The following is a 22,383-nucleotide window of genomic DNA, read 5'->3' on the forward strand; positions in this document are numbered from 1 at the left end:
ATATGTCTCGCCAAGTATTTTGCCGTAAGTATCAAAAAGAAATGGAAGGTTTGGATTTTGCACCATTCCCTGGCCCTAAAGGTCAGGAACTATTTGATAGTGTTTCTAAGCAAGCATGGGGCGAATGGTTGAAGCATCAAACTACTTTAATCAATGAAAAACGTTTAAATGTCTTTGAAGCTGATGCAAAAAAATTTCTTGAAGAACAACGTGAAAAGTTCTTCAACAATGATGAAACTTTAGAAAAAGCTGAAGGCCTAAAGCCTGAGTAAAAAAGAAAGCACTGCTTTTCTTTTTTACGTAAGATAAGGACGAAGTCCGCGTAGGCTTTAATCTAAAAAGAATCCCCATCTTTGGGGATTCTTTTTTATGCGCTACTTTAAAAATTAGGCAAGAAAAACACAGAAGGTGCACAGGCTTTAATCCCAAAAGAATCTCCGTAATAGAGGTTCTTTTTTTATGGGACATCAAATAAATATCAATCGAGTCAAAATGTAGCTGACGAAAGAAGTGCTTGTGGCGGATTTAAAATATGACCTAATTGGTAAACTCCATCCATATTTAACTGCATCTCCATTCGGTCAACACGAATTGGGCCAAATTTAATGTAAATCTGCCGATTTTGAAGATCAAAGCGCTGCTCCAAAACCTGTCCATTGAATTGTAAAGAGTTCATAGATGTTAAGTCCATAAGCGCTTTAAAAGGTTGCTCTTCATCCTTTGTATAATGAATCCTTTTTCTATCACTCACGAAATTTTCTAAATGGTTTAAATCCTGAGATTTAAAAGATGTAATTTCACGAATTTGAGATTCCTCAATACCTAAAGCATTGACTAAACTTAACTGATCATCTGGCAGTAATTTAAAATGCCCATTGTTAGGATGTGCCGCCCAACTCAAACTCGAAAGACCCCAAGCACAGATTCCCCACAAAACTTGCTTAAATTGTCTCATTCCCCATCGCTCTCACTGAACGTAATAAAAGCCATCTTTAAAAACATTTCAGCCAAACACAACTACCATTTATCTTAAATATCATTTACTTAACAAGAATTGTTAGACTCACCTCACAGACAAATCTTTTTTATTAATATTTATCTTCCTATCTAAAAAAGACTGCATAAATGTAAAGCAGAAAATAGACACATAAGAAGATTATGAGTTATCAATTTCATCAGAGTAGGCTAATCTCTGTATTAAAATTAACCACCATTTGAGCGCATCATGTTTATCATTCGTCCTTATATTGAGACTGACTTAGAAGACATCATTCAACTCTGGGAAAGATGTGATCTAACACGACCATGGAATAATCCGGAAATTGATATTTTTAGGAAGGCTGCACAAAAAGATGACTTATTCTTGGTGGCTGTGAAAGATCAGTTCATTATCGCAACATTAATGGGTGGTTACGACGGTCATCGCGGGTGGATCAATTACCTCGCGGTACATCCCAATCATCAACGGAATGGTGTTGCTACAGCGTTGATTCAACATTTGGAAAAAAGATTGATTGCACTTGGTTGTCCAGAAATTCAGCTTTTAGTGCAAAAAGAATTTATTGATATTCAAAACTTTTATGAACAATTGGGATATGACGAAAAAGAAGTTGTATGCCTTGCTAAAAGACTCATTCACGATCATTAAGAAATTTTATAAAACAGGAGCATTTATCAATTTACCGATCCGTAAAAATATTGGGAATCGAATATTAAATTTATGACCGGTATCATTATTCAAAGTTAAGGCATATTGGCTCATCTGATTTAAGATTTGTGTCGCCTGATTATTGGCTTGCGTATTTTGTTTAAGATATTTCTTTAAAGCTGACCATGTATTTATATAATCAATCAATTGATCAATCCGCCATTTACAATGCATGTGCTGCTCACGGGTCGGGATTTCTTCAAAAGGAAATGGAATCGTTTGATATTTCAGATCAATATAGTGATGCTCACTTTCCCAATATGTTTTCAATACTTGGTAATATAGCTTTTCAATACAGCTTTGGAGCTCCTCATTCTCCACTTCAATAAGCCCATATCCAATCACTGCAAAGACACCCTGGGGCTTCAGTGTTCGATAGACTTCTTGAAAAAATAACTCAAAGTCAAACCAATGAATGGCTTGGGCAACTGTAATCAGGTCAAAACATTGTGCTTTAAAATTGCTATGTTCAGCGTTTTCAATTCGGTAGATTACATTATCTATTGCTGGGGCTTGCTGAAGCTGTGCTGCGCTTATATCCGTTGCAATGATTTGATTAAAATGCGGAGCTAATATCCGAGTAAATTGTCCTGAACCAGCCCCGCAGTCCCAAGCCATTTCATAGTTCTGAACATATTTTAAGATTTCGTCAATCACACTTTATGGATAACTTGGACGGGCTTGTTGATAAAGCTCACTTTGATCAGAAAATAGGTCTTTCATTTTTTATTTTGGATTTGATCGAGAAATCAACCTTAGCACATCAAAGAAAATGGATGATGCATGACTTCACTTCATTTTGTATTTTTTTATAAGCAAAAAAAAATCCTCAACAATGTTGAGGATTTTTCGAATATGGTGGCGAGACCCAGGATCGAACTGGGGACACACGGATTTTCAATCCGTTGCTCTACCAACTGAGCTATCACGCCGATGGGGTGTATTAAGCCGTAACTGAGCTCAATAGTCAATAAAAATCATGCATTTTTTTATTTGTTCGAGTAAATTTTACCCAAAAAAAATCTCTGATGGGATCAGAGATTGAAAATACAAATTCTTAAAAGAATATGGTGGCGAGACCCAGGATCGAACTGGGGACACACGGATTTTCAATCCGTTGCTCTACCAACTGAGCTATCACGCCGATGTCGCGTATTAAACAGTTTCATCTCGATATAGTCAAGCAAGTTTTTGGGATATTCAAACAACTGGATATTTTTAAAACAATATTTAGATTATTCGCTGTAAATACATACAAATCCAATAAAAAAAGCCAGTATTGACTGACTTTTTAATGTTTAAAATCGAACAATAGTTTTAAATTTTTTCCAAACTACTTAAACAACGATGTATTGCACCACATCCAGGCTCAAAATGATTAACGCCTTTCTCTTCTTCCATTCGACATGCTTCACTCACTAAGCGCTCTGCGACACCACGTCCACGGTTAGCCGGATGAACTACGATATTTTCAAGCGTTCGACTTTCACCTTGTCCAGTTGACCAAATGGCCCCAATGATCTTTGTATTAAATTCTGCCGTGTAAAGTAAGGTATACTGAGCTAAGTTTTGCTCAAGTTGTTCAATGGCATCTTGTCCGTCACTAAATTCTGGACTGGTGTCATATAAGCGCTCAAGCTGTTCACGAACTTCAACATTATCAAGCGAAGTTATTGCATGTACGGTTATAGGCATTGATTAACCCTCCTGAGCAATCTAATATGCTGTCACTTTCGTGACATCGAAAATCTACATTCATCATTTTTAACGTTTTTGAGGAACGTGTCTATGACGCAACGTATCAGTGAAGTGGTAAGAAACACAAACGAAACCAAAATTCGTGTTCGCGTGAATCTTGATGGTACTGGTCAAGGCACCCTCAATACAGGTGTTCCATTTTTAGACCATATGATCGACCAAATCAAGCGTCATGGTTTATTTGATATCGATATTCATTGCGACGGCGATTTAGAAATTGATGATCACCATACAGTAGAAGACTGTGGTATTACCCTTGGTCAGGCATTTGCACAGGCTTTAGGTGACAAAAAAGGTTTACGTCGCTATGGTCACTTCTATGCACCACTTGATGAGTCCTTGAGTCGTGTCGTTGTTGACCTATCAGGCCGCCCTGGCTTATGGATGGACATTCCATTTACGCGCGCGCGCATTGGTACTTTTGATGTCGACCTATTCTCTGAGTTTTTCCAAGGCTTTGTGAATCACGCATTAATGACACTACACATCGACAATTTGAAAGGTAAAAATAGCCATCACCAAATTGAAAGTGTATTTAAAGCATTTGCACGCGCACTTCGTATGGCGTGTGAAGTAGATCCACGTGCAGAAAATACTGTAGCTTCAACCAAAGGTACTTTGTAATGACCCGTATTGCCCTTCTTGATTATGGCATGGGAAATCTTCACTCAGCAGCAAAAGCACTTGAGCATGTTGGTGCAACCGTTGATGTGACCAATGATCCTAAGCTGATTGCTCAAGCAGATAAAATTGTGTTCCCAGGCGTTGGTGCAATGCGTGATTGCATGCAAGGTATGCACGAGGCTGGCATTGACGAGGTTGTACGCAATGCCGTTTTCAACAAGCCTGTCCTTGCGATTTGTGTCGGCATGCAAGCTCTGCTGCAACACTCTGAAGAAAATGGTGGTGCAGATGCATTAGGCATTTTTGATGGTGCTGTTAAACGCTTTCCAGATATTGAAGGTTTAAAAGTTCCCCATATGGGTTGGAATCAGGTACACCAAGCAGATCCAAGCCATCCAATGTGGAACAACATTGATCAAGATGCTCGTTTCTATTTCGTACATAGTTTCTATGTTGAACCGAAACAATCTGAGATCATTGCTGCGACATGTAACTACGGTTTGGAATTCTGCACCGCAATCCATAAAGATAATTTGTTTGCTACTCAGTTCCATCCAGAAAAAAGTCATACAGCTGGCTTACAGTTGTTGAAAAATTTTGTAGAGTGGAAAATTTAAAGCCATAATAAAGCTCACTGTTTTCAGTGAGCTTTTTTTCAGACTTTACTCTAAATATCTTTTACGACAAAGCCACCTTCAATTGGCTCAACAGTTACTTTAATTTCTGCTTTTAGATTCAGCGCAGCATAACGACTTTTAAGTTCTGAAATTAATTGTTCTGGCGTTGCATCTTTTAAAGCCAACTCATCCTTCAAAGGATACTGTTTAAAACTTTCTGATTTTTTACCATCTTTAGCGTCTGAAACCCATCGTTCTGCAGCACTCAGTACTTTCGCTAATTCAACTAGATGTTGAGCATTGGCAGGAGTTGACTCTTGCACCCATTTCGACAGCGTTTCCTTAGAGACTCCCAATGCATTCACCACATCAGTCGGTTTAATGTTTTTCTCTTTGATCAATTTTCTAAGTTTTTTAGCACCTTCGCTAAATAAATCATCTTCTTGAACTGCCATCGCTTCTGTCCAAATCTTATTCACTGTCTGCAGTTTCAATTTAACATTAAGCCTATGCAGTTGAGTCTAATATTGCCAAACAAATCAGATGAAATTGAAATTATTTTCAATATAGATAATTCACAAATAAAAGTGTGATCTAATTTTTCTCATTACTCAGTTTGAATTAAAAAGAAAAATAAATTGACCCAATGATTAATTGTTAACTTATGTAAAGACAATGAGCACCAATTTTAATCATTAAAAAAATACACAAAATTCACAAAATCAATCAACGAATCGAACAAGTTGGCATTTTAGGTATTTACACCATGCTACTCGATAATATTCATGCATTATAAGTGTACATTTATTCTATCAAGCACCAAATTAAACCACAATAAACAATTGATTTTGTTAACATTTTTAAACATTACCCTTGTGTTGTATTAAGTTGCTGTTTTTACGGCATATCTTCAAAATTATTCCACTTATATTGTTTTTTTTCGATTTGTCTGAAATTTTTTTCTTTGTTAATTATGAACTTGCTGAAACAACAAAGATCCAACACTAACCACATATATTTTGGAGCAATCTGCACATGTTTAAACTTTTTACTGGAAAAATCAGTGGCGTTCTAAGCCTTGCTTTACAGGGAATTACGAAAGCAGTTGGTTTTATTCTAGAAACCGTAACGACAGTTGTAGATACCGTTGTTGACACAGTAGGGATGCTGACCAAACCATTAACGGATAAGTTAACAGAATTGCCACTGATCGGAGATACAGTGGAATCGGTACTCAATCTTGAAAATAATTTACTAGGAAATTTAAGCGGAGGCTTACACGCTATCGCTGATGATTTTTCGAAGGGAGATCTATTAGGGGGCATTAATACTGCATTGAATGGCACTACTGCAACTGTAGGCCAAACCATCAAAGATGTTTCAAATGTTGTAGGTGAAGTCGCTGGTTTAGCCGATCCCGTGACCGACCTGCTAAGCCAAGTGCCAGGTTTAGGTGCTGTCGTAGATGTTGTCGGAGAAACTTCTTCAAATCTTTTGGGATTCGTGAGTGAAACGGGAGATTATGTCGCAAGTACCAAACCTCTTGATCTCGTGACTGGTCTCATTGATGATCCTTTAGGCAGTGTCACAGGAACATTAGGAGACGTCTCAGGAACATTGGATAATTTACTGGATGATTTAGCACCTGTAACAGATGCTCTGTCATCGATTCCTGTCGTGGGTGATCTTGTAGGATTCACGGGAGAGATCACAAATGCTTTAGGTGCAATCCCAACCAGTATCACACCAACTAGCTTTGATCTAATCTCTAACTTAGATACAACACCATACATTTAATTCAAAGTTCGTATTAAAAACCGTCAACATTGTTCTGACGGTTTTTTTTCATTGTTACTTCGCTCATTTGATGTTTCTTTGCTAAGATTGCTGCGAATAAACTCCAGAATACTGGCAAGGAGCGAAAGCATGCTGATTATCCCTGCAATTGACCTTAAAGATGGTAAATGTGTCCGTTTAAAACAAGGTCGTATGGAAGACGATACCGTTTTCTCTGATGATCCTGTGGCAACAGCACAACATTGGGTAGACGCTGGTGCTCGCCGTTTACATTTAGTTGATCTAAATGGTGCTTTCGCTGGTACACCTATTCACAAACCTGTTGTGGAAGCGATTGCAAAAGCACAACCTGAACTGCCAATTCAAATTGGTGGTGGCATCCGTTCTCTTGAAACTATCGAACACTACTTAGATGCAGGTGTATCATTCGTCATTATTGGTACAAAAGCAGTCAAAGAACCTGAGTTTGTTGAGGAAGCTTGTAGAAAATTCGCAGGCCACATCATTGTCGGTATTGATGCAATCAATGGCATGGTCGCAACTGATGGCTGGGCAAATGTAACTGACGTAAAAGCAACTGATTTAGCTAAACGCTTTGCAGATGCTGGTGTATCTAGTATCGTGTATACCGATATTGCACGTGATGGCATGATGCAAGGTGTGAATATCGAACAAACAGTTAATCTTGCGACTTATTCAGGTTTACCTGTGATCGCTTCAGGCGGTGTGACCAATCTAGACGACGTTCGCAACTTAAAAGGTCAGCCTGGTATTTTAGGTGCGATTACTGGTCGTGCAATTTATGAAGGCACTTTAAATCTTCGTGAAGCTCAATTATTACTTGATGAACAAGCGCTCTAATAGCGCATGTTTCTAAAGAGGTCTTAGGACCTCTTTTTTCTTACTTAAAAAAATATGTTGAAATTATCTCCTACCGTTAAAACCAAAACACCACAACTTGCCCTCATTGCAATTACGATGATTTGGGGTGCCAGTTTCATAACAGTCAAATATGGATTGAGCTTCAGCACACCAGTGCTTTTCGTTGCCTTTCGATTTGCAGCAGCTGCGCTGGCTGTTGGTCTCATCTCACTTCAATATTGTAAAAATTTTAGTGCCAAAGATATTTGGGCAGGATTTTGCATTGGAACAGTGATTGCAATTGGCTATGGAACGCAAACCATTGGCTTACAGACCATCACCAGTAGCGAATCTGCCTTTTTGACAGCACTTTATGTGCCGTTGGTTCCCATCTTATTGTGGTTGCTCTTTAACAAAAGGCCACATGTCATGACATGGATAGGGGCAGGACTCGCCTTTGTAGGTTTAGTTTTCTTAACAGGCAATGGGTTTGGTGCTATTCGGCTTGAATTTGGTCAGATCATTACCTTGATAGGATCAATTGCGATTGCACTTGAAATTATTCTCATTAGTTACTTTGCGCCTCGAGTCAATTTACGCCGAGTGACGATATTACAACTCATTTTTGCATCGTTAATTTGTTTTCTAATGGCACCATTGGTGGGTGAAACACAACTCCCTGAGTTTAACTGGATCTTCGTTGCGATTATTGTAGGTTTAGGACTTGCAAGTGCAATCATTCAGTTAGTCATGAACTGGGCTCAACGCGTGGTTGACCCTTCACAGGCTGCCATTATTTATTCTGGCGAACCTGTTTGGGCGGCTTTGATTGGGAGATTAGCAGGTGAGCGTTTAGCTATGCTCTCAATTTTAGGTGGCGTGTTGGTTGTGCTCGGTGTAATTACCAGTGAGTGGAGACCAAAATTTAAGAAGAAAGAATAAGCTTATTGGGGCTCTTTTAGCTTTAACATCATACATGGTTGAAAATACTGCACTTCAGGCATAGGCGTATAAAAGGGATGCAAGAGTTCCTTCCATTTTAAATACGCCTCTGACTGCCTAAAACCTTCCGTATGATCTTCAAGTTTGTCCCAGTAAATCAGTAAAATATAAGCATGTTCATTATTCGTATTTTTAATCAGCTGAACCGCATTTAGCCCCTTCATTGGTGAAATAATGTCTTTAGCTAATTTAAAAGCATTTTCGAATGCCTCACTCTGGTTCATTTTGATATTTAAATGAACATGCTCAATAATCATGACACCACCTCATTCATGAGTTTTAATTATTGATACATTGGCTCGTTATCATTGACCTTAATAATTCCTTTGATCGCACGATAAACAATCCAAACCCATGACAAACCAATCACTGCGATACAGAATGTTGTTGCACCCAGTGCTACACCAGCAAAGGCATTAGGATTGTCACCCGTGAAGAATAAGAACAAAAACGGCAGGAACGCGATGATATTCCAAATTAAATACCACCAAAAAGTACGAATTTGCCAAGTAAAATGACTTTCAAAAATTGAGCCCTGTACCTTTGATCGTTTCCAATAGTTAATAATTAGCGCAATAACCGCCAAAATACCTGCTGAAAAAATAGCGATGATATACAGGATGTAAAGTAAAATCGTTAAGCTGCGGTTTGGATCTTGATCAGCTGTATAATTCATAAAGTCACCTTTTTAATTTTTTTGAGGCTTTATAATTTCAAACCATTAAATGGTGAAATTATCCATAAAATAATCAGTATATTAAACGCTATAGTACAGAAATAAATTTTTCGAAATGGTTGTTTTTGTGTTTTATGACGCAAGCGTTGCTGAGCAAGCCAAGCACTCGGCCATCCTCCTAATAGAGAAACCACATGTAATGTATTTTCTGGTACACGTTGACTCCCCTGTTGAGCCGCCGCTTTATCGTGTGCATATAAGCCATAGGTGATCAGGTTCATCAATAAAATGACCAACACCACCATCATACTCAATAGCCCCAATAGGACTAATGTAGCAAGCGTCAAGATATAAGCAATAATCGCTACTTGCATCGGTTGCATTTTTTGTTGAGTAACTGGTGAATGACGCGGCTTCGTTTTTACTTTTTTTGCCTGAGTCGCTTTTAAGTATGTTACTTGTTTCGCTTTAAATCGACCTTGACCATCCAATTGAACGATATACTCCAAAGCACAACCTGGAATCGGTCGTGGGCCTGGTTTGGCAAAATCTTTAATGTGAAGGAAAACGCGATCTTTGGATGAATCATTGGGTTGAATAAATCCATAGCCTTTTTCATCAAACCATTCAACTAGACGACCTTGATCACGCATATTTCCCCCCAGATTTTTTAAATTTTTAAGCTGTGACAAATTTTAATCTTTCAACCAGCATATTGCGCATTTCTAAAGGATTTTTTTGCAAAATATCCTCGCTAACACGCCCCATTTCTTTGTTCTTTTGAGCCACTAGCAAACGCATCATCCAGAAACGTCCAGCTGCCATCGCTAAATAGAGTTCTAGGCATGATTTTTCATCACTGGTCATTTCACGTACACTTTGATAAGCTTCCAAGAATGCTAAGGCCTTTTCCTCATTCAAATGAACACTTGGATATTCTGTACAGAAATCATTCATCGTAATGGCGATATCAAACAAAAGTTCATCTTTATTCAACTCATAAAAATCGAGTATCCCTTTTAAAGTAGCCCCTTCAAATAAAGTGTTATCTCTAAATAGGTCAGAATGGATAAAACCTCGTGGACGATCAGGGTACATTGCGGTAAGAGCGTCATATAAACCTAACAAACTATTTAATAATACTTGATCGGCTGGATTTAACGTAGGTCGAAGCTGCTGAGCCACACTTAACCAATAATCATGATTACGATACTCTGCGCGTTCTAAGGGAAAGTTATCGAGAGCCACATGTATTTGAGCCTGTGCAATAGCAATGGACTGAACCTGTTCAAGTGATGAAGGCATAGGATGCTTGCCACGCATTCTAGGCGCAATTTGTGCAGGTTTATTTTTTAAGATCTGAATCGAACGTCCTGAATGTTTCAAAGGTACAGGCACAGGCAGACCTGCATGACCCAGATGCTCAAGTACAGGGACGAGTTCACCTGCGCCTTGCTTATCCATATCTTCAAAAATTGTTAAAACAAATTCGGTTTGATCTGCACAAACTAGAAAATAGTTCGTATTTTGAATACCTCCTTGAATCGGAATCAGGTCAATCACCTCTAATCCATAAGGCGTAGCAAAATCCTGAACTTCCTTTAAAGTCAAAGTCGTATAAACCGACATAAAAAAACCTGCGAAAAAACTTACATTATTTTGATAGAATACCTGCTCCGACTACCAAGGTGTAGTACCAAAGTCTGTAAGTTTCATAATCGGCTGTTATTTTTGGAAAAAATTATGCTTGCTAAACGTATTATTCCTTGCCTCGACGTAGATAACGGTCGAGTTGTAAAAGGTGTTCAATTCCTTGATATTCGTGATGCAGGCGACCCAGTTGAAGTAGCACGTCGTTATAACGAACAAGGTGCAGATGAGATTACTTTTCTCGATATCACTGCAACATCTAATGGCCGTGACACCACTTACCGTACGGTTGAGCGCATGGCTGAAACTGTATTTGTACCACTGACTGTAGGTGGCGGTGTTCGTAAAGTTGAAGATATTCGTTTATTGCTTAACGCTGGTGCAGACAAAGTCAGTATTAACTCAGCTGCTGTCTTTAACCCTGAATTCGTTCAAGAAGCCTCTCAACGTTTTGGTGCACAATGTATTGTAGTTGCGATTGATGCAAAAAAAACGAGTGAAAATAAGTGGGAAATTTTCACACATGGTGGTCGCAAACCAACGGGTATCGATGCGATTGAATGGTCTGTGAAAATGGCAGAATACGGCGCAGGAGAATTGCTCATTACGTCAATGGATGCAGATGGTACAAAAGCTGGTTATGACTTAGCATTGATGCGTCAGATTAATGATCGTGTAACGATTCCAACGATTGCTTCAGGTGGTGTGGGTAATCTTCAACATCTAGCAGACGGAATTTTACAAGGGGGTGCTGATGCGGTGCTGGCAGCCTCTATCTTCCACTTTGGTCAACACACCATCCCGGAAGCAAAACAATATTTAGCTGAACAAGGCATTGAAATGCGTCTTTAATCACGCCCCATAAAAAAGAGGCAAATGCCTCTTTTTTTTTGCAAAAAAAAGAGCCCGAAGGCCCTAAAAACCAAGAAAAAACAGCGCTTGGTTCGTTATGCAAAGCGATAAACTGGAGAGTTCTACCATCAGATTTTCATTCTCCGATTTATTCATCTCATATCATAAATGACAGATCTGCACGAAATCTTGACAAAAGCTACATATTTTATTGACCAATCATGACAAATCAGACGTCAATTCAGCCAATTCTATATCTAATCTGACTTACTCCACTATAGCCAAAGCTTTTTTTGAAATATCGGAGCGCGCTGCTTTCTGCTCAACCCACTTTGCGGGGAAATATTGTTCAACAATATGATTGACTCGTTTTGAAATAAAAGACGGTAACTGCACCCCTAAAGGGTTATCTTCTTTCAAATCTGGCGTTGAAATGACACGTGTTCCTAAAATGTAATCAAACCAAGGCTTAGTGACACACCAATTTGCATCTTGATTGGCATTCATATGGTGGTCATAGTGCCAAGGAATTTTCTTTTTTGCCCAATGAGGTTCGAGGTGAGCTCTGCGATGCGTGTAGTAGTAGTTACAAGCACTATAAAACACGGATAAACTCATGCCTTTCGAGATTGGATAAAATGCTGTTCCAAATACAGCAGCAACAATTCCCAATGATACGATTTCATTTTTTGTTCGCCAATTTGAGATTCCCTCTACATAACCCTCATCATGGAAATCTTGTGTTCTAACTTCACGGTGATGTGCCCAATGAGATTCCATATTTTTAGGCACAGGACTAAACCTCGCTTTACCCGGACGGTGTACACCATGTAGAACATATTTATGCGCGACCCATTCAAATCCATTGGCAATGATTAAGCCTGCAACAAAACCTTTAATCATGTTCAAAATCCCTGTTTCTTTTCTTTCAATATATCTAACTCAAGCTCTCAACCATTGACGCAAGATAAAATTTTCATTGACAAATCACGACATATTTTTCAATGTCGTATGGTAGAAAAAGCGCTTGTATGGCACTGTAAAAACAGGCTTAATAACTCATCGTGATTTCAATTGATAAAACAAGAAAAGTATTAATCACATGCAGCAGATAAAGGATTATTCAGGCTCGGTTCATGGTGGACTTGGACATCTCTTACATAATTATTGTGAAGAGAGCGGTCTCCCTATTTCTGCAAAATTGGCAAGTATTCAGCAAGCCGAACGCTTTGACTTTAGCATTTGGCGTGAAATATTAAATGAAATTTATGAAGTACACCCACAACCTGCGTTAGGGTTAGAAATTGCTCAATGGGTCAAACCACAACATTTAGGCATTATCGCGTATATCGCTTTATCATGCGATAACCTAGCAGAAGCACTCACCCGTTATCATGAATATCATCGTTTAATTTATGATGGTACACCTCTCGCCGTTGATCTGGAGCAAGGCGTATTTAGCGTACGTTGGGAAGATTTGCCAATGCATTTGTCGACACAAATCACGGATGAAATTGCGATGGCATTATTGGTTGAATTTCTAAAACGTTATGCGGGTATTGAGCATTTACATATTCAAGAAATTCACTTTCGCTTTCCAGCACCAAAAAATATTGCGATTTATGAGCGTTTTTTTCAGAGCAAAGTAAAATTCTCTCAGCCTCATGTCAAGCTTACTTTTCCAAGCCAGCTCCTACAAGCACCGATTAAACAAGCTGATCAAACTTTACAAAAACTCCTGATGCAACAAGCTCAAGATTTGTTAAGTCGACTCCCCAACAACACACAAATCGATGAGCGGTTACAGCAAGCCATTCTGATTGGAATCCAAAGACACAATTATCAAATTCAAACTGTCGCAGAACAAGTGGGAATGTCAGTCAGACAACTTCAGCGCCATTTACAAAATCAAGGTGATACCTATCAGCAGCGCGTTCAAGAAGTTCGCAAACTTCTAGCGATTCAATATTTACAAGATCCTTATCTCAGCTTACACGAGATTTCGTTATTGCTCAGTTATTCCGAACAAAGTGCATTCCAACGCGCATTTCGTCAGTGGATGAAGATGACGCCCCAACAGTGGCGTATTCAACATCATATTCGCACTTGATGATTGTGAATTTAAGTCTTCAGTCTAAAGATGATTGATGAATCACAAGAAAGGATTTTCTATTTCATTCTCAGCCGTCGTTTCTATTTTTTCTGCTAAATTTTTTTGATCTTCTAAGTAGATGACCATTGCATCTAAATATTGTTTTAACGCTTTCGCAGCGGCTAAACCGGCTTGATCTTTGGTGATTTGCAAGTTGCCATAAATACTCACACGATCAAGATCGTTTTCAAGCGTCAAGTCATGAATGGAATGTGACTCAGTCCCATTTTTAAAAGGCTTAAACATGGCAAATCTCTTTAAGTTTATAAATATCAATCCCTGAAGATAAATGAATCTTCAGGGCGAATTCGAGCTTTTTTATTTAAGGATTTGTAATAAATATTGCAACAACGCTTGAACCAACTCTTTCACGATTGCATCTTGTGCTTGTCCATCGATCTTAGCCTCTTGATTCGTTGCGGTTGTATTGACAGGTACGCTTTGACTACTAAACTCTTTTTGCAGCGCTTTGAGTTGATCTGTTGAGATATCAACTGCACATTGGCTTTCGGCATCCCAGTGCGAATACTCTATCGCTTTTTGGGCTTTGACCTGATTGGCTTTTAATGGCAATTTATAAGTATTACGCTTTTGCTCAGATGTAAGTTGAGGAAACAGATTCATGCCAAGCACTTCTTCTAACTGGCATACACTGACCACTTGCATCTGTAGTGAATTATTATTGGGAGCGTAATATACGCCAATAGCACCTGTTTTAGGTATATATACGGCTTTAAACACCGCTGTTGGAACAATAACACCGCGTCCAATGGTTTTCAGTTTTTTGCCACTATATACAGGCCCGGTAATCACATACACATCATGTTTCTGCTTCGTAACGATTGCACGTGTCGCTTCCTCAATTTCTCGCCAGATTTGTTGGTTATTCTGCGGAGCTTGAGGAACCATATTGGCTAAAGAAAAACTGTCGTACTGTGCAGCTTTATTTGGCATATCAGCATTTGGAGCCATATGACCACGGTCATATCCCGACCCACGATAATCTGATAATAATGCTCGATGCTTTTCTGCTACACGAGTCTCCTCATGGAAACTGTCTTCTCTTTTTATTTTTTGGCTCAGCCGATCTGGATTCAGATATTCAGCTACCCATAATGGTGTTTTTGAGACACCAGAATACATAGTGGTGAATCCATTAAAGCATAATGGGTAGCGATCTTTATTTAAGCTCTCTTTGATTAAATAAGGTGGCTCTTGGCGATAAAATTGATTTAGACAAGCTGTATTATTAACCGAACCTGAAAATGGCAGATATGAAGACAACTTTTCTTGACCGAAAGCAATTGCAAAGCTTCCTGCTGCAACAATACCTAATACAGCTTTTACCACAATATTATTCAAACTCAGATTACCTATTCATTCCGTGTTCAACTTCTGGCCCAATGCGTGGGCTTTATTCAAAACCGGCCACAGCTTAACAAGCTATGAATTTGAAGTACATCAAGTGAATTTTCAAGTGAATAAAGGATCTTCGCATTCCGTTCAAATATCACTCAAAATAAGTAACAAATTGTTGTTTTTATAGAATAGTTTTTTAATACTCTTTAAGGTTTTACGTGTATTTGATTGAATTACATCAATTACTTGTGAGATGGTATAAAAGTTATTTAGTAAATTAAAAGAATTGAAAGTGAGGACACTATGAAATTAGCACATACTTCTTTGACAGCATTAGTAATGGGTTTATCTTTAGCAAGTGCAAGTGCATTTGCTGAGCCACCAGTTCAAGCTGGCGAAACTTTGGAAAGCCTTTCTAAAGCTAAAGTCGTAACAACAGTGAATGGTCAGCCTGGTACTTTACAAGAAGTATTAGCTAATGGTCAGATGAAAGTTATTTCTGAAGGTGCTACAACACAAGCGCCTGCTGATGCGAAAGCGCCTATTGGAAACTTACCACCTGCTGAAGCAGAAGAAACTGCTCCTCAAGCACAAACTGCAGTTCCAGCTCAACCTGAAGTAAATGCAACTGAAGAAGCCCCTGTAGAAGCACCAGCGGCTGAGTAAGGTATTAGACTTAATAAAAAAACCGCCTTGAGGCGGTTTTTTTATATCCAAAATTTTAGCAAACGCTTACTCAGATTTCGATCTGGCTTCCCATTTCGACTACGCGATTTGGTGGAATTAAATAGAAATCACTCACAGGACTGGTATTCCGCTGCATTGATATAAATAATTTTTCACGCCATGGCGCCATTCCTTCTCCCACGGTATGAATCAGACGATCACGTGAAATAAAGAAACTAATTTGCATCATATCAAATTCAAAATTTAACTGCTCATACGCCGCTTTCAGCGCAACTGGAATGTTGGGTTGGTCTTTAAAACCATAATATACAAAAATCCTAAAGAATCGATTATCCATCTTTTCTACACGAATTCTCTCAATATCAGGTACATATGGTACATCTTTAGTAATGACCGTAATCATCATATTACGTTCGTGTAGAACCTTATTATGCTTAATATTGTGCAACATCGCATGCGGAACGATATTGGGTGTTCCTGTGAGGAAAATTGCATCCCCAGGAACAATGAGCGTTTCATCACTCATCTTGACACTTTGAATGAAGAGATCAATTGGTAACGCATCAGACTCAAGCTTATTAAGTACGATTTGACGACCATCTTTCCACGTCATTAAAACAGTAAATACAATTGCACCAATCAAGATCGGCACCCATCCACCACCAACAATTTTTAAAGAAGTCGAAGCAACAAAAACAAGGTCAATGATCAATAAAGGTACGGCAAAAAGTGCTACTTTCCAAACAGGCCAGCGCCAAACGCCATAAGCTAAAATCGAAATTAAAATCGTACCGCACAGCATCGTCATGGTCACTGCTACACCGTAGGCACTGGCAAGATTCGCGCTATTTTCAAATAATAAAATGAGAATAATGACTGAAATAAATAATACCCAGTTGATGAACGGGACATAGATTTGTCCTTGTTCAACATCAGAGGTGTGTTGCACAGTTAAACGCGGTAAATAGCGTAATTGAATCGCTTGATTGACCATTGAGAATACGCCCGTAATCACCGCTTGAGACGCAATCACGGCAGCAGCGGTTGCAAGACCAATCATTGGAAATAAAGCCCAATCAGGGACTAACAGGTAAAATGGGTTCTCAATTGCATTTGGATCTCGTAAAAGTAAAGCACCTTGACCCGCATAGTTAAAAACTAGACTTGGCAATACAATCACAAACCAAGCAAGCTTAATGGGCATACGACCAAAATGCCCCATATCTGCATATAGTGCTTCACCCCCCGTCATCGTTAAAATAACGGCACCCATCGTGAGGAATGCAACAAAAGGTTGGTTGATGATAAAGCCAAACGCCCAGTGCGGACTGATCATTGCTAACACGAACGGTGTTTGCATAACACTCCATAAGCCTAATAGTCCAATAGATGCAAACCACAATAATGTGATTGGTCCAAAGAACTTACCCATGGTCGCCGTGCCGTGGCGCTGAATTAAAAACAGTGCTGTTAAAATACCGACGGCCAATGGTAATAACCATTGATTAAACATCGGAGTCGCAATACTTAAACCTTCAATCGCGGATAAAATAGAAATTGCTGGGGTAATAATGCCATCACCAAAAAACAGTGATGCCCCGATAAAGCCCAAGGCAATCAGATAAATTTTGCGTTGATCTGCAATACGGGTTGAACGTAGATTTAAGGCGAGAAGCGACATAATACCGCCTTCACCATTGTTATCTGCCTTCATAATGACTGAGACATATTTAAAGCTGATGGTGAGCATCATGCACCAGAAAATGAGCGACAAAATGCCCAGAACGGTTGCCTCAGTAATTGCAATATGAGCCGTAAGGAAGCATTGACGCAATGCATACAGAGGACTGGTTCCAATGTCACCAAACACCACCCCTAATGCTGCCAATGTTACCGCAGGAAGTGCGGCTTTTTTTGCAGTGCTTTGCATATTTTAGTCTTCATGCATTCGACAGAATTTTTCGGCAATCATATCACTGGCTAAAAACTTTTTCTTTAAATCAATTGTTTCAACTTGGCATCTGCTTTTTTTTTAGTTATCATCGCACGCCTTGGTGAAGTGTCCGAGTGGCTGAAGGAGCACGCCTGGAAAGTGTGTATACGTTAATAGCGTATCGAGGGTTCGAATCCCTCTTTCACCGCCAGAATTTAAAAAACCGAATCATGAGATTCGGTTTTTTTTCGCCTAAAACTTCGCTTTTGGCACGTATCTCGCTTCATTTTACTGTCATCAACATCATGTTAAGTTAATAAAAACAATACTTAAGGAGCTGAACAACCTAACAACGTTATTCAAATAGATGATTTTTGCACACCTATAAAATAGAGAACCTGCTATTCCGGAGATAATATGAATAACAGCGCCAACTATGTAAAACAAATTAAAAATGCAAAACGTGGTGGCTACACACCCACTATCGCTAAAGATGTGAATAAACACAAAATTCAAAAAGCGCTAAGATTAATTGAGCAATGGAGAAAATTAGCACAAGAGTTAAAACCTCAAATGCAATTTGATATGGCTTATACTCTTGAAGAGTGTGCACAAGACCTTGATCGTATTCTAAAAAACAAATAGCTGATCCTATAAAATTTTCTCAAGATGCCTGTACACGCTATGACGGGCATCACTATAAAATGAGGAGAAAAGACGATCAAAAATAAAGCAAAAACAATTCATCCTGCTCAATTTTAATTAATCGATTAATTTTTGACTTGCGTTTTAGTGAAAAAACGCTATTATTCTCTCCACGTTGCCGGCATAGCTCAGTTGGTAGAGCAACTGACTTGTAATCAGTAGGTCCACAGTTCGAATCCGTGTGCCGGCACCATTTTATACTTAGCCTCGCTTTTTAGTGAGGCTTTGTTGTTTTTGATGATTTATTTTTTACTTGCACTCACTTGTACATATCGCACGATCCCCTCTTGATAAAGTTTCGCACACAACTTTGCTGTCATCTTAATTTTTGCCAAATCTAAAACGTGATACGAATGAGCTTGGATGTTATTTTTAAAAATATCACTCTGAATATACGTTGCAAATCCTGCAAATACCTCGTGACTCAAATCTTGAATATGTATATCTCTAAAACCCGTTTGCACTAAGATTGATTGTGTTTCATCGAATGAGTGCAAATGGTTCAGTTGAACGTCAGCTGCTTTTAATAATAATTTAACTTTCAATTGCGCTAGAGGACTCAAAGTATAGAACTTTGAATTCAAAGCAAGATAATGAAATGCTAAGCGTCCTTTTGAATTCAAAATACCATCTACAGAACGAAGAAATAAATTCAAATTACTGTGATAAGCAGCATCGATGCAAATTGCCGCATCAAATTTAAATTCAAATGATCTAGATTCTAAATTTAAAAATGTTCCCTGCGAGATCCGATTGACATGAGGTAAAAATTTACGCGTATGATTTACATAATATTCTTGTAATTCAATTCCTTCCAAGTATTCGATTTGAAATTTTTCTTTCCATAAAATTAGGCTAGCACCTTGTCCACAACCTAAATCAATTAATTTATCTTTTGAATTTAAATCAATAGATTGAGCAAGGGTTATTGCGAGTAACTCGCAGGCTTGTGGATAATTCAGCTGGTCAGTTTTCCACAGACCTAAATTACTCCAAGCACAATTACGGTAATCCCCCAATAAAGCTGCATTGATCGCATATTTATGTCGAGGGGCTTTCATCCATGCTTGGAGCTTCTTCATTCAATCCCTTAATATCCTAACTCTGGTGCAACCTGTACCTTAGGCTTTAAACCTAAAAATGGTAACGGCGCATCAAGTAATTTTGCTATATCCATTGCTGAAGTCACCGCTGACTCCAAAATTGGCAATCCATCACATGACCAAGAACCACAATAAAATACTTTGCGACCTTGTTGTTGGTGACGAGCACTCAACTCATGGGTTAGTGGTAAAGTATGACGGTCTACAACAGCTCTAGTGAGCTTCACTTTATGTATTACTTTTTTAGGATCAATCTCAATTACTGGATTCCAAGTTTGAAAAACAGGAGATTTACCCACTAATGTTGGCTCAATCGAATTCAGCCAAACAGTGAAATGCTGTTTAGTAAATTTACGATCCATCATATAACTCAATACGCACCAATCTTTACGCTTCACAGGCATTACCACTGAATCAGTATGAATGACCAGCTCACCATCAACAAACTTAAATTGTTTGAGAAGTGCAATATCATCCGCAAACTGTTCAGCATCTAAAAACTCATGAACTTTTGTTGTTGGTGTCGCGACTATCACACGATCAAATAAGTCAGATTCACCTGCTTCATTTTCCACATAGACTAAATCACCCTGCTCTTGTACACGAGTAATGGGCTGCCCACTTCTTAAATCGATATCTTCCAGCAATTTATCAACGAAAGCTGGTGTCCCACCTTGAATTCGAAGGAGTGCATCTCCATCCGTCAGTTGACGTAAGAAAATCAACAATGGTTTTGCTGGCCATTCACCAATTGTTTTTGCATCACATGTACAAATGGTAAATAGGACAGGCATGACTGCCCCATTCCAAAATACCTCTTCTATTTGGTTATATTTAACGAACTCATCTAAAGTGATATCTTGATTCTTAGATTTAAAAAACTGCTTCAATGCAGATCTAAGTTGTAACATCCCTTTCACTAAACGGATGCCATATTGCTTTAATCCTTTTCGATTGTTAATGATTGGAAAGTTGCCTATACGTGAACGTGATGTTGTCAGCCAAGTATCGATTTTATCTTCAAATAACCAGCTACATGACATATAGGTACGTACTGGAAAAGTATTGAGACCCAAATGTGTGGCAAGACTCAATGTATTTTTCCAGAGCATTGGATTCATGACACGTAATGGCGAATCAATAATCCCACCTTCATACTCAAGACTATAACTATCCATACCACGCCCTGGAAGCGCCTCGAAAACTGTGATCTGGTGACCAGCATCCTTGAGAATTCTCGCAGTTGCCAACCCTGCCATACCACTTCCAATCACTGCAATTTTCAAAATTATGATCCAAGCATTAAAAATTTTTTTAATTATGCGATAGAACACTTTGAAACTTGCTATTAAAAACTTCCAGATTTTATTTGTTTTTGATTATTTTTTAATCAAATAAATTTACGTAAAATTCTTGCTACACTATTCGTCATACGCTAAATATTTAATACACTTGTATTTTTTAAGAAATCAAAAAATATGTTTAAAAACAAAATAGATATTTTCACCAATAATTTAATTTTTTAGTTTACAGCTTAAAAAAAATGCATTATCATTGTTTTGAAAATGAGAACTACATCACATTAATAAGAAGCACAAATAGAATGTGATCTAGAAAATAAATATAAATTACAGCGTATAAGGACCTCTGTTGTGTGGGATAGAGGTCCTTTATTTTTTAAAATGATAATCACAAAAAAAGCGGAAATGATATTTCAGCTTTTCTCGTTCCAATTAACGTGCAATTTCACCAAATTTACCATTATTGAAATCATGAAAAGCTTGAATGATTTCTTCTTTGGTGTTCATGACGAATGGTCCATGCCCTTGAATTGGCTCATTTAGTGGCTCTCCTGTAAGCACTAAAAATTGTGTATCTTTATATGCTTGCAATTGAATTGCTGCCTCACCATCACGAGCAAACATCACAATTGAACTGTCTAGAACTTTTTGAGTCCCATTAATTACGAGTTCACCATTCAACACTACAACCAATACGTTGTGATCTACAGGAACATGTATGAATGTTTCATACTCAGCTTTAAGCTGACCATCCCACACATTTATTGGAGTAAATGTTTCAGCAGGACCATAATGACCACCAAACTCACCCGCAATTACACGGATGTGACCAGCATCATCATCCATGGTAATTGTTGGAATATCATGAGATGTGATCGCTTGATAACGTGGTTGAGTCATTTTATCTTTAGCTGGTAGATTGACCCAAAGCTGTGCCATTTCAAGAATTCCACCTTTTTGAGCAAATTCAGGAGAATGAAACTCTTCGTGAACCAATCCAGCCCCAGCAGTCATCCATTGCACATCTCCTGCCTCGATAACACCACCACCACCACTGGAATCCTTATGTGCCAAACCACCTTGGTAGGCGATAGTCACTGTTTCAAATCCGCGATGAGGATGTGAACCAACACCTAACTGACGTGTCGTTGGCTCAAAGTGATGTGGTGCACCATAATCTAATAACAAAAAAGGACTAAGTGCTTGACCTAACCGATCATAAGAAAATAAGTTACGCACTGGCAGACCATCACCAACCCAATGTGTATGTTGGTTACGATAAACCCCAATTACTCTTTTCATCTTTTACTCCTATATTCGATAGGATGAACATGCGCTCATTTTAGACTTTGCACAGAAAATAAAAAGAGCTTTACTGCCACACAGATTCCTATTTTTATGATTATAATAATCTAAATTAATTCATATATGTGACTACTCACTGAAATTTGAAATTAATGATTACAATATTCCTATTAATAAGACTAATTATCCTAAAAATGGTCACAAATTTATCTCATTTTCAGTCTAATATAACTGGTGACTGAATACGAGTTCATTGATACGTATTCACACTTACTAACATCATAGAGGCTAAT

At 38.4% G+C, this 22,383-nt stretch carries 25 protein-coding genes, 4 tRNA genes and 1 pseudogene; 13 read left to right on the top strand and 17 right to left on the bottom strand.

Annotation, left to right across the window (positions count from 1 at the left end):
• The first annotated feature begins 2 nt into the window (after positions 1-2).
• Positions 3-272, top strand: coding sequence for an oxidative damage protection protein (locus BMW42_RS03710; RefSeq protein WP_035267550.1), 270 nt, complete (start codon positions 3-5; stop codon positions 270-272).
• 215 nt (positions 273-487) lie between these two features.
• On the opposite strand, the gene BMW42_RS03715 is transcribed toward BMW42_RS03710, so the two are convergent.
• Complete coding sequence (locus tag BMW42_RS03715) at positions 488-955, bottom strand: hypothetical protein (protein ID WP_092766462.1); 468 nt, start codon at positions 953-955, stop codon at positions 488-490.
• Positions 956-1,225: 270 nt separating this feature from the next.
• Here BMW42_RS03715 and BMW42_RS03720 point away from each other — a divergent pair, with 270 nt between their 5' ends.
• The gene (locus BMW42_RS03720; protein WP_092766463.1) at positions 1,226-1,648 is read left to right on the top strand and encodes a GNAT family acetyltransferase; all 423 of its coding nucleotides are present in this window, start codon (positions 1,226-1,228) and stop codon (positions 1,646-1,648) included.
• A 6-nt stretch (positions 1,649-1,654) separates the two neighbouring features.
• Here the strand turns inward: BMW42_RS03720 and BMW42_RS03725 are convergent.
• The 4 genes and pseudogenes from BMW42_RS03725 to BMW42_RS03740 all read right to left on the bottom strand — a co-directional run bounded on the left by BMW42_RS03725 (position 1,655) and on the right by BMW42_RS03740 (position 3,403).
• A pseudogene (locus BMW42_RS03725) lies at positions 1,655-2,431 on the bottom strand (class I SAM-dependent methyltransferase).
• Between the two features lie 133 nt (positions 2,432-2,564).
• Positions 2,565-2,640 (bottom strand) — tRNA-Phe (locus BMW42_RS03730).
• A gap of 136 nt (positions 2,641-2,776) precedes the next feature.
• Positions 2,777-2,852 (bottom strand) — tRNA-Phe (locus BMW42_RS03735).
• Positions 2,853-3,025: 173 nt separating this feature from the next.
• Complete coding sequence (locus BMW42_RS03740) at positions 3,026-3,403, bottom strand: GNAT family N-acetyltransferase (protein ID WP_035267556.1); 378 nt, start codon at positions 3,401-3,403, stop codon at positions 3,026-3,028.
• A gap of 93 nt (positions 3,404-3,496) precedes the next feature.
• Here BMW42_RS03740 and hisB point away from each other — a divergent pair, with 93 nt between their 5' ends.
• Both hisB and hisH read left to right on the top strand, forming a co-directional pair.
• Complete coding sequence (hisB, locus tag BMW42_RS03745; RefSeq protein WP_035267557.1) at positions 3,497-4,090, top strand: imidazoleglycerol-phosphate dehydratase HisB; 594 nt, start codon at positions 3,497-3,499, stop codon at positions 4,088-4,090.
• Positions 4,090-4,707, top strand: coding sequence for an imidazole glycerol phosphate synthase subunit HisH (hisH, locus tag BMW42_RS03750; protein WP_035267559.1), 618 nt, complete (start codon positions 4,090-4,092; stop codon positions 4,705-4,707). The genes hisB and hisH overlap by 1 nt, the downstream gene beginning before the upstream one ends.
• Before the next feature lie 50 nt (positions 4,708-4,757).
• Here hisH and BMW42_RS03755 read toward each other — a convergent pair whose 3' ends face one another.
• Positions 4,758-5,186, bottom strand: a complete 429-nt coding sequence (locus BMW42_RS03755) for a helix-turn-helix domain-containing protein (RefSeq protein WP_228133253.1) — start codon at positions 5,184-5,186, stop codon at positions 4,758-4,760.
• A 556-nt stretch (positions 5,187-5,742) separates the two neighbouring features.
• Here BMW42_RS03755 and BMW42_RS03760 point away from each other — a divergent pair.
• The 3 genes from BMW42_RS03760 (at position 5,743) to BMW42_RS03770 (ending at position 8,307) form a co-directional block, all read left to right on the top strand.
• Positions 5,743-6,504 (top strand): hypothetical protein, encoded by a 762-nt coding sequence (locus tag BMW42_RS03760; protein ID WP_092766464.1) that lies wholly within the window; start codon positions 5,743-5,745, stop codon positions 6,502-6,504.
• 129 nt (positions 6,505-6,633) lie between these two features.
• Entirely contained in the window at positions 6,634-7,365 is a 732-nt protein-coding gene (hisA, locus tag BMW42_RS03765) for a 1-(5-phosphoribosyl)-5-[(5-phosphoribosylamino)methylideneamino]imidazole-4-carboxamide isomerase (RefSeq protein WP_035267561.1), read from the top strand.
• 54 nt (positions 7,366-7,419) lie between these two features.
• Entirely contained in the window at positions 7,420-8,307 is an 888-nt protein-coding gene (locus BMW42_RS03770; protein ID WP_092766465.1) for a DMT family transporter, read from the top strand.
• Positions 8,308-8,309: 2 nt separating this feature from the next.
• Here BMW42_RS03770 and BMW42_RS03775 read toward each other — a convergent pair whose 3' ends face one another.
• The 4 genes from BMW42_RS03775 to BMW42_RS03790 are packed head-to-tail and all read right to left on the bottom strand — an operon-like array spanning position 8,310 to position 10,672.
• The gene (locus tag BMW42_RS03775) at positions 8,310-8,624 is read right to left on the bottom strand and encodes an antibiotic biosynthesis monooxygenase family protein (protein WP_092766466.1); all 315 of its coding nucleotides are present in this window, start codon (positions 8,622-8,624) and stop codon (positions 8,310-8,312) included.
• A gap of 26 nt (positions 8,625-8,650) precedes the next feature.
• On the bottom strand, positions 8,651-9,043 hold the full coding sequence (locus BMW42_RS03780; RefSeq protein ID WP_035267567.1) for a DUF4870 family protein: 393 nt from the start codon (positions 9,041-9,043) through the stop codon (positions 8,651-8,653).
• 29 nt (positions 9,044-9,072) lie between these two features.
• Complete coding sequence (locus tag BMW42_RS03785) at positions 9,073-9,696, bottom strand: DUF1294 domain-containing protein (RefSeq protein WP_035267569.1); 624 nt, start codon at positions 9,694-9,696, stop codon at positions 9,073-9,075.
• A gap of 25 nt (positions 9,697-9,721) precedes the next feature.
• Positions 9,722-10,672 (bottom strand): homoserine kinase, encoded by a 951-nt coding sequence (locus BMW42_RS03790; protein WP_092766467.1) that lies wholly within the window; start codon positions 10,670-10,672, stop codon positions 9,722-9,724.
• A 111-nt stretch (positions 10,673-10,783) separates the two neighbouring features.
• On the opposite strand from BMW42_RS03790, the gene hisF reads away from it, so the two are divergent.
• Positions 10,784-11,545: an imidazole glycerol phosphate synthase subunit HisF gene (hisF, locus tag BMW42_RS03795; RefSeq protein WP_213032605.1), complete on the top strand. Its 762-nt coding sequence runs from the start codon at positions 10,784-10,786 to the stop codon at positions 11,543-11,545.
• Positions 11,546-11,812: 267 nt separating this feature from the next.
• On the opposite strand, the gene BMW42_RS03800 is transcribed toward hisF, so the two are convergent.
• Complete coding sequence (locus tag BMW42_RS03800; protein WP_092766469.1) at positions 11,813-12,448, bottom strand: hypothetical protein; 636 nt, start codon at positions 12,446-12,448, stop codon at positions 11,813-11,815.
• A 199-nt stretch (positions 12,449-12,647) separates the two neighbouring features.
• On the opposite strand from BMW42_RS03800, the gene BMW42_RS03805 reads away from it, so the two are divergent.
• Entirely contained in the window at positions 12,648-13,655 is a 1,008-nt protein-coding gene (locus BMW42_RS03805) for an AraC family transcriptional regulator (protein WP_035267577.1), read from the top strand.
• Positions 13,656-13,697: 42 nt separating this feature from the next.
• Here the strand turns inward: BMW42_RS03805 and BMW42_RS03810 are convergent, their stop codons facing one another.
• Both BMW42_RS03810 and BMW42_RS03815 read right to left on the bottom strand, forming a co-directional pair.
• Positions 13,698-13,943 (bottom strand): hypothetical protein, encoded by a 246-nt coding sequence (locus tag BMW42_RS03810; RefSeq protein ID WP_092766470.1) that lies wholly within the window; start codon positions 13,941-13,943, stop codon positions 13,698-13,700.
• Positions 13,944-14,015: 72 nt separating this feature from the next.
• Positions 14,016-15,059 carry a DNA/RNA non-specific endonuclease gene (locus BMW42_RS03815; RefSeq protein WP_092766471.1) on the bottom strand — a complete coding sequence of 348 codons (1,044 nt, stop codon included), beginning with the start codon at positions 15,057-15,059 and terminating at the stop codon, positions 14,016-14,018.
• A gap of 300 nt (positions 15,060-15,359) precedes the next feature.
• Between BMW42_RS03815 and BMW42_RS03820 the strand changes: the two genes are divergently transcribed.
• Positions 15,360-15,722, top strand: coding sequence for a hypothetical protein (locus BMW42_RS03820; RefSeq protein WP_228133254.1), 363 nt, complete (start codon positions 15,360-15,362; stop codon positions 15,720-15,722).
• Between the two features lie 70 nt (positions 15,723-15,792).
• On the opposite strand, the gene BMW42_RS03825 is transcribed toward BMW42_RS03820, so the two are convergent.
• Positions 15,793-17,673, bottom strand: a complete 1,881-nt coding sequence (locus BMW42_RS03825) for a potassium transporter Kup (RefSeq protein WP_092766472.1) — start codon at positions 17,671-17,673, stop codon at positions 15,793-15,795.
• Positions 17,674-17,796: 123 nt separating this feature from the next.
• Here BMW42_RS03825 and BMW42_RS03830 point away from each other — a divergent pair.
• The 3 genes from BMW42_RS03830 to BMW42_RS03840 all read left to right on the top strand — a co-directional run bounded on the left by BMW42_RS03830 (position 17,797) and on the right by BMW42_RS03840 (position 18,574).
• Positions 17,797-17,887 (top strand) — tRNA-Ser (locus tag BMW42_RS03830).
• A gap of 206 nt (positions 17,888-18,093) precedes the next feature.
• Positions 18,094-18,321, top strand: a complete 228-nt coding sequence (locus tag BMW42_RS03835; RefSeq protein ID WP_035267585.1) for a hypothetical protein — start codon at positions 18,094-18,096, stop codon at positions 18,319-18,321.
• A 177-nt stretch (positions 18,322-18,498) separates the two neighbouring features.
• Positions 18,499-18,574 (top strand) — tRNA-Thr (locus BMW42_RS03840).
• 49 nt (positions 18,575-18,623) lie between these two features.
• On the opposite strand, the gene BMW42_RS03845 is transcribed toward BMW42_RS03840, so the two are convergent.
• The 3 genes from BMW42_RS03845 to BMW42_RS03855 all read right to left on the bottom strand — a co-directional run bounded on the left by BMW42_RS03845 (position 18,624) and on the right by BMW42_RS03855 (position 22,087).
• On the bottom strand, positions 18,624-19,463 hold the full coding sequence (locus tag BMW42_RS03845) for a class I SAM-dependent methyltransferase (protein WP_092766473.1): 840 nt from the start codon (positions 19,461-19,463) through the stop codon (positions 18,624-18,626).
• Between the two features lie 8 nt (positions 19,464-19,471).
• Positions 19,472-20,770, bottom strand: a complete 1,299-nt coding sequence (locus tag BMW42_RS03850; protein ID WP_035267588.1) for an FAD-dependent oxidoreductase — start codon at positions 20,768-20,770, stop codon at positions 19,472-19,474.
• A 447-nt stretch (positions 20,771-21,217) separates the two neighbouring features.
• A complete protein-coding gene (locus BMW42_RS03855; protein ID WP_035267590.1) occupies positions 21,218-22,087 on the bottom strand; it encodes a pirin family protein in 870 nt (289 codons plus the stop codon).
• Positions 22,088-22,383: the final 296 nt, after the last annotated feature.

The organism is Acinetobacter sp. DSM 11652 (assembly GCF_900109815.1).
Classification (GTDB): Bacteria; Pseudomonadota; Gammaproteobacteria; order Pseudomonadales; family Moraxellaceae; genus Acinetobacter.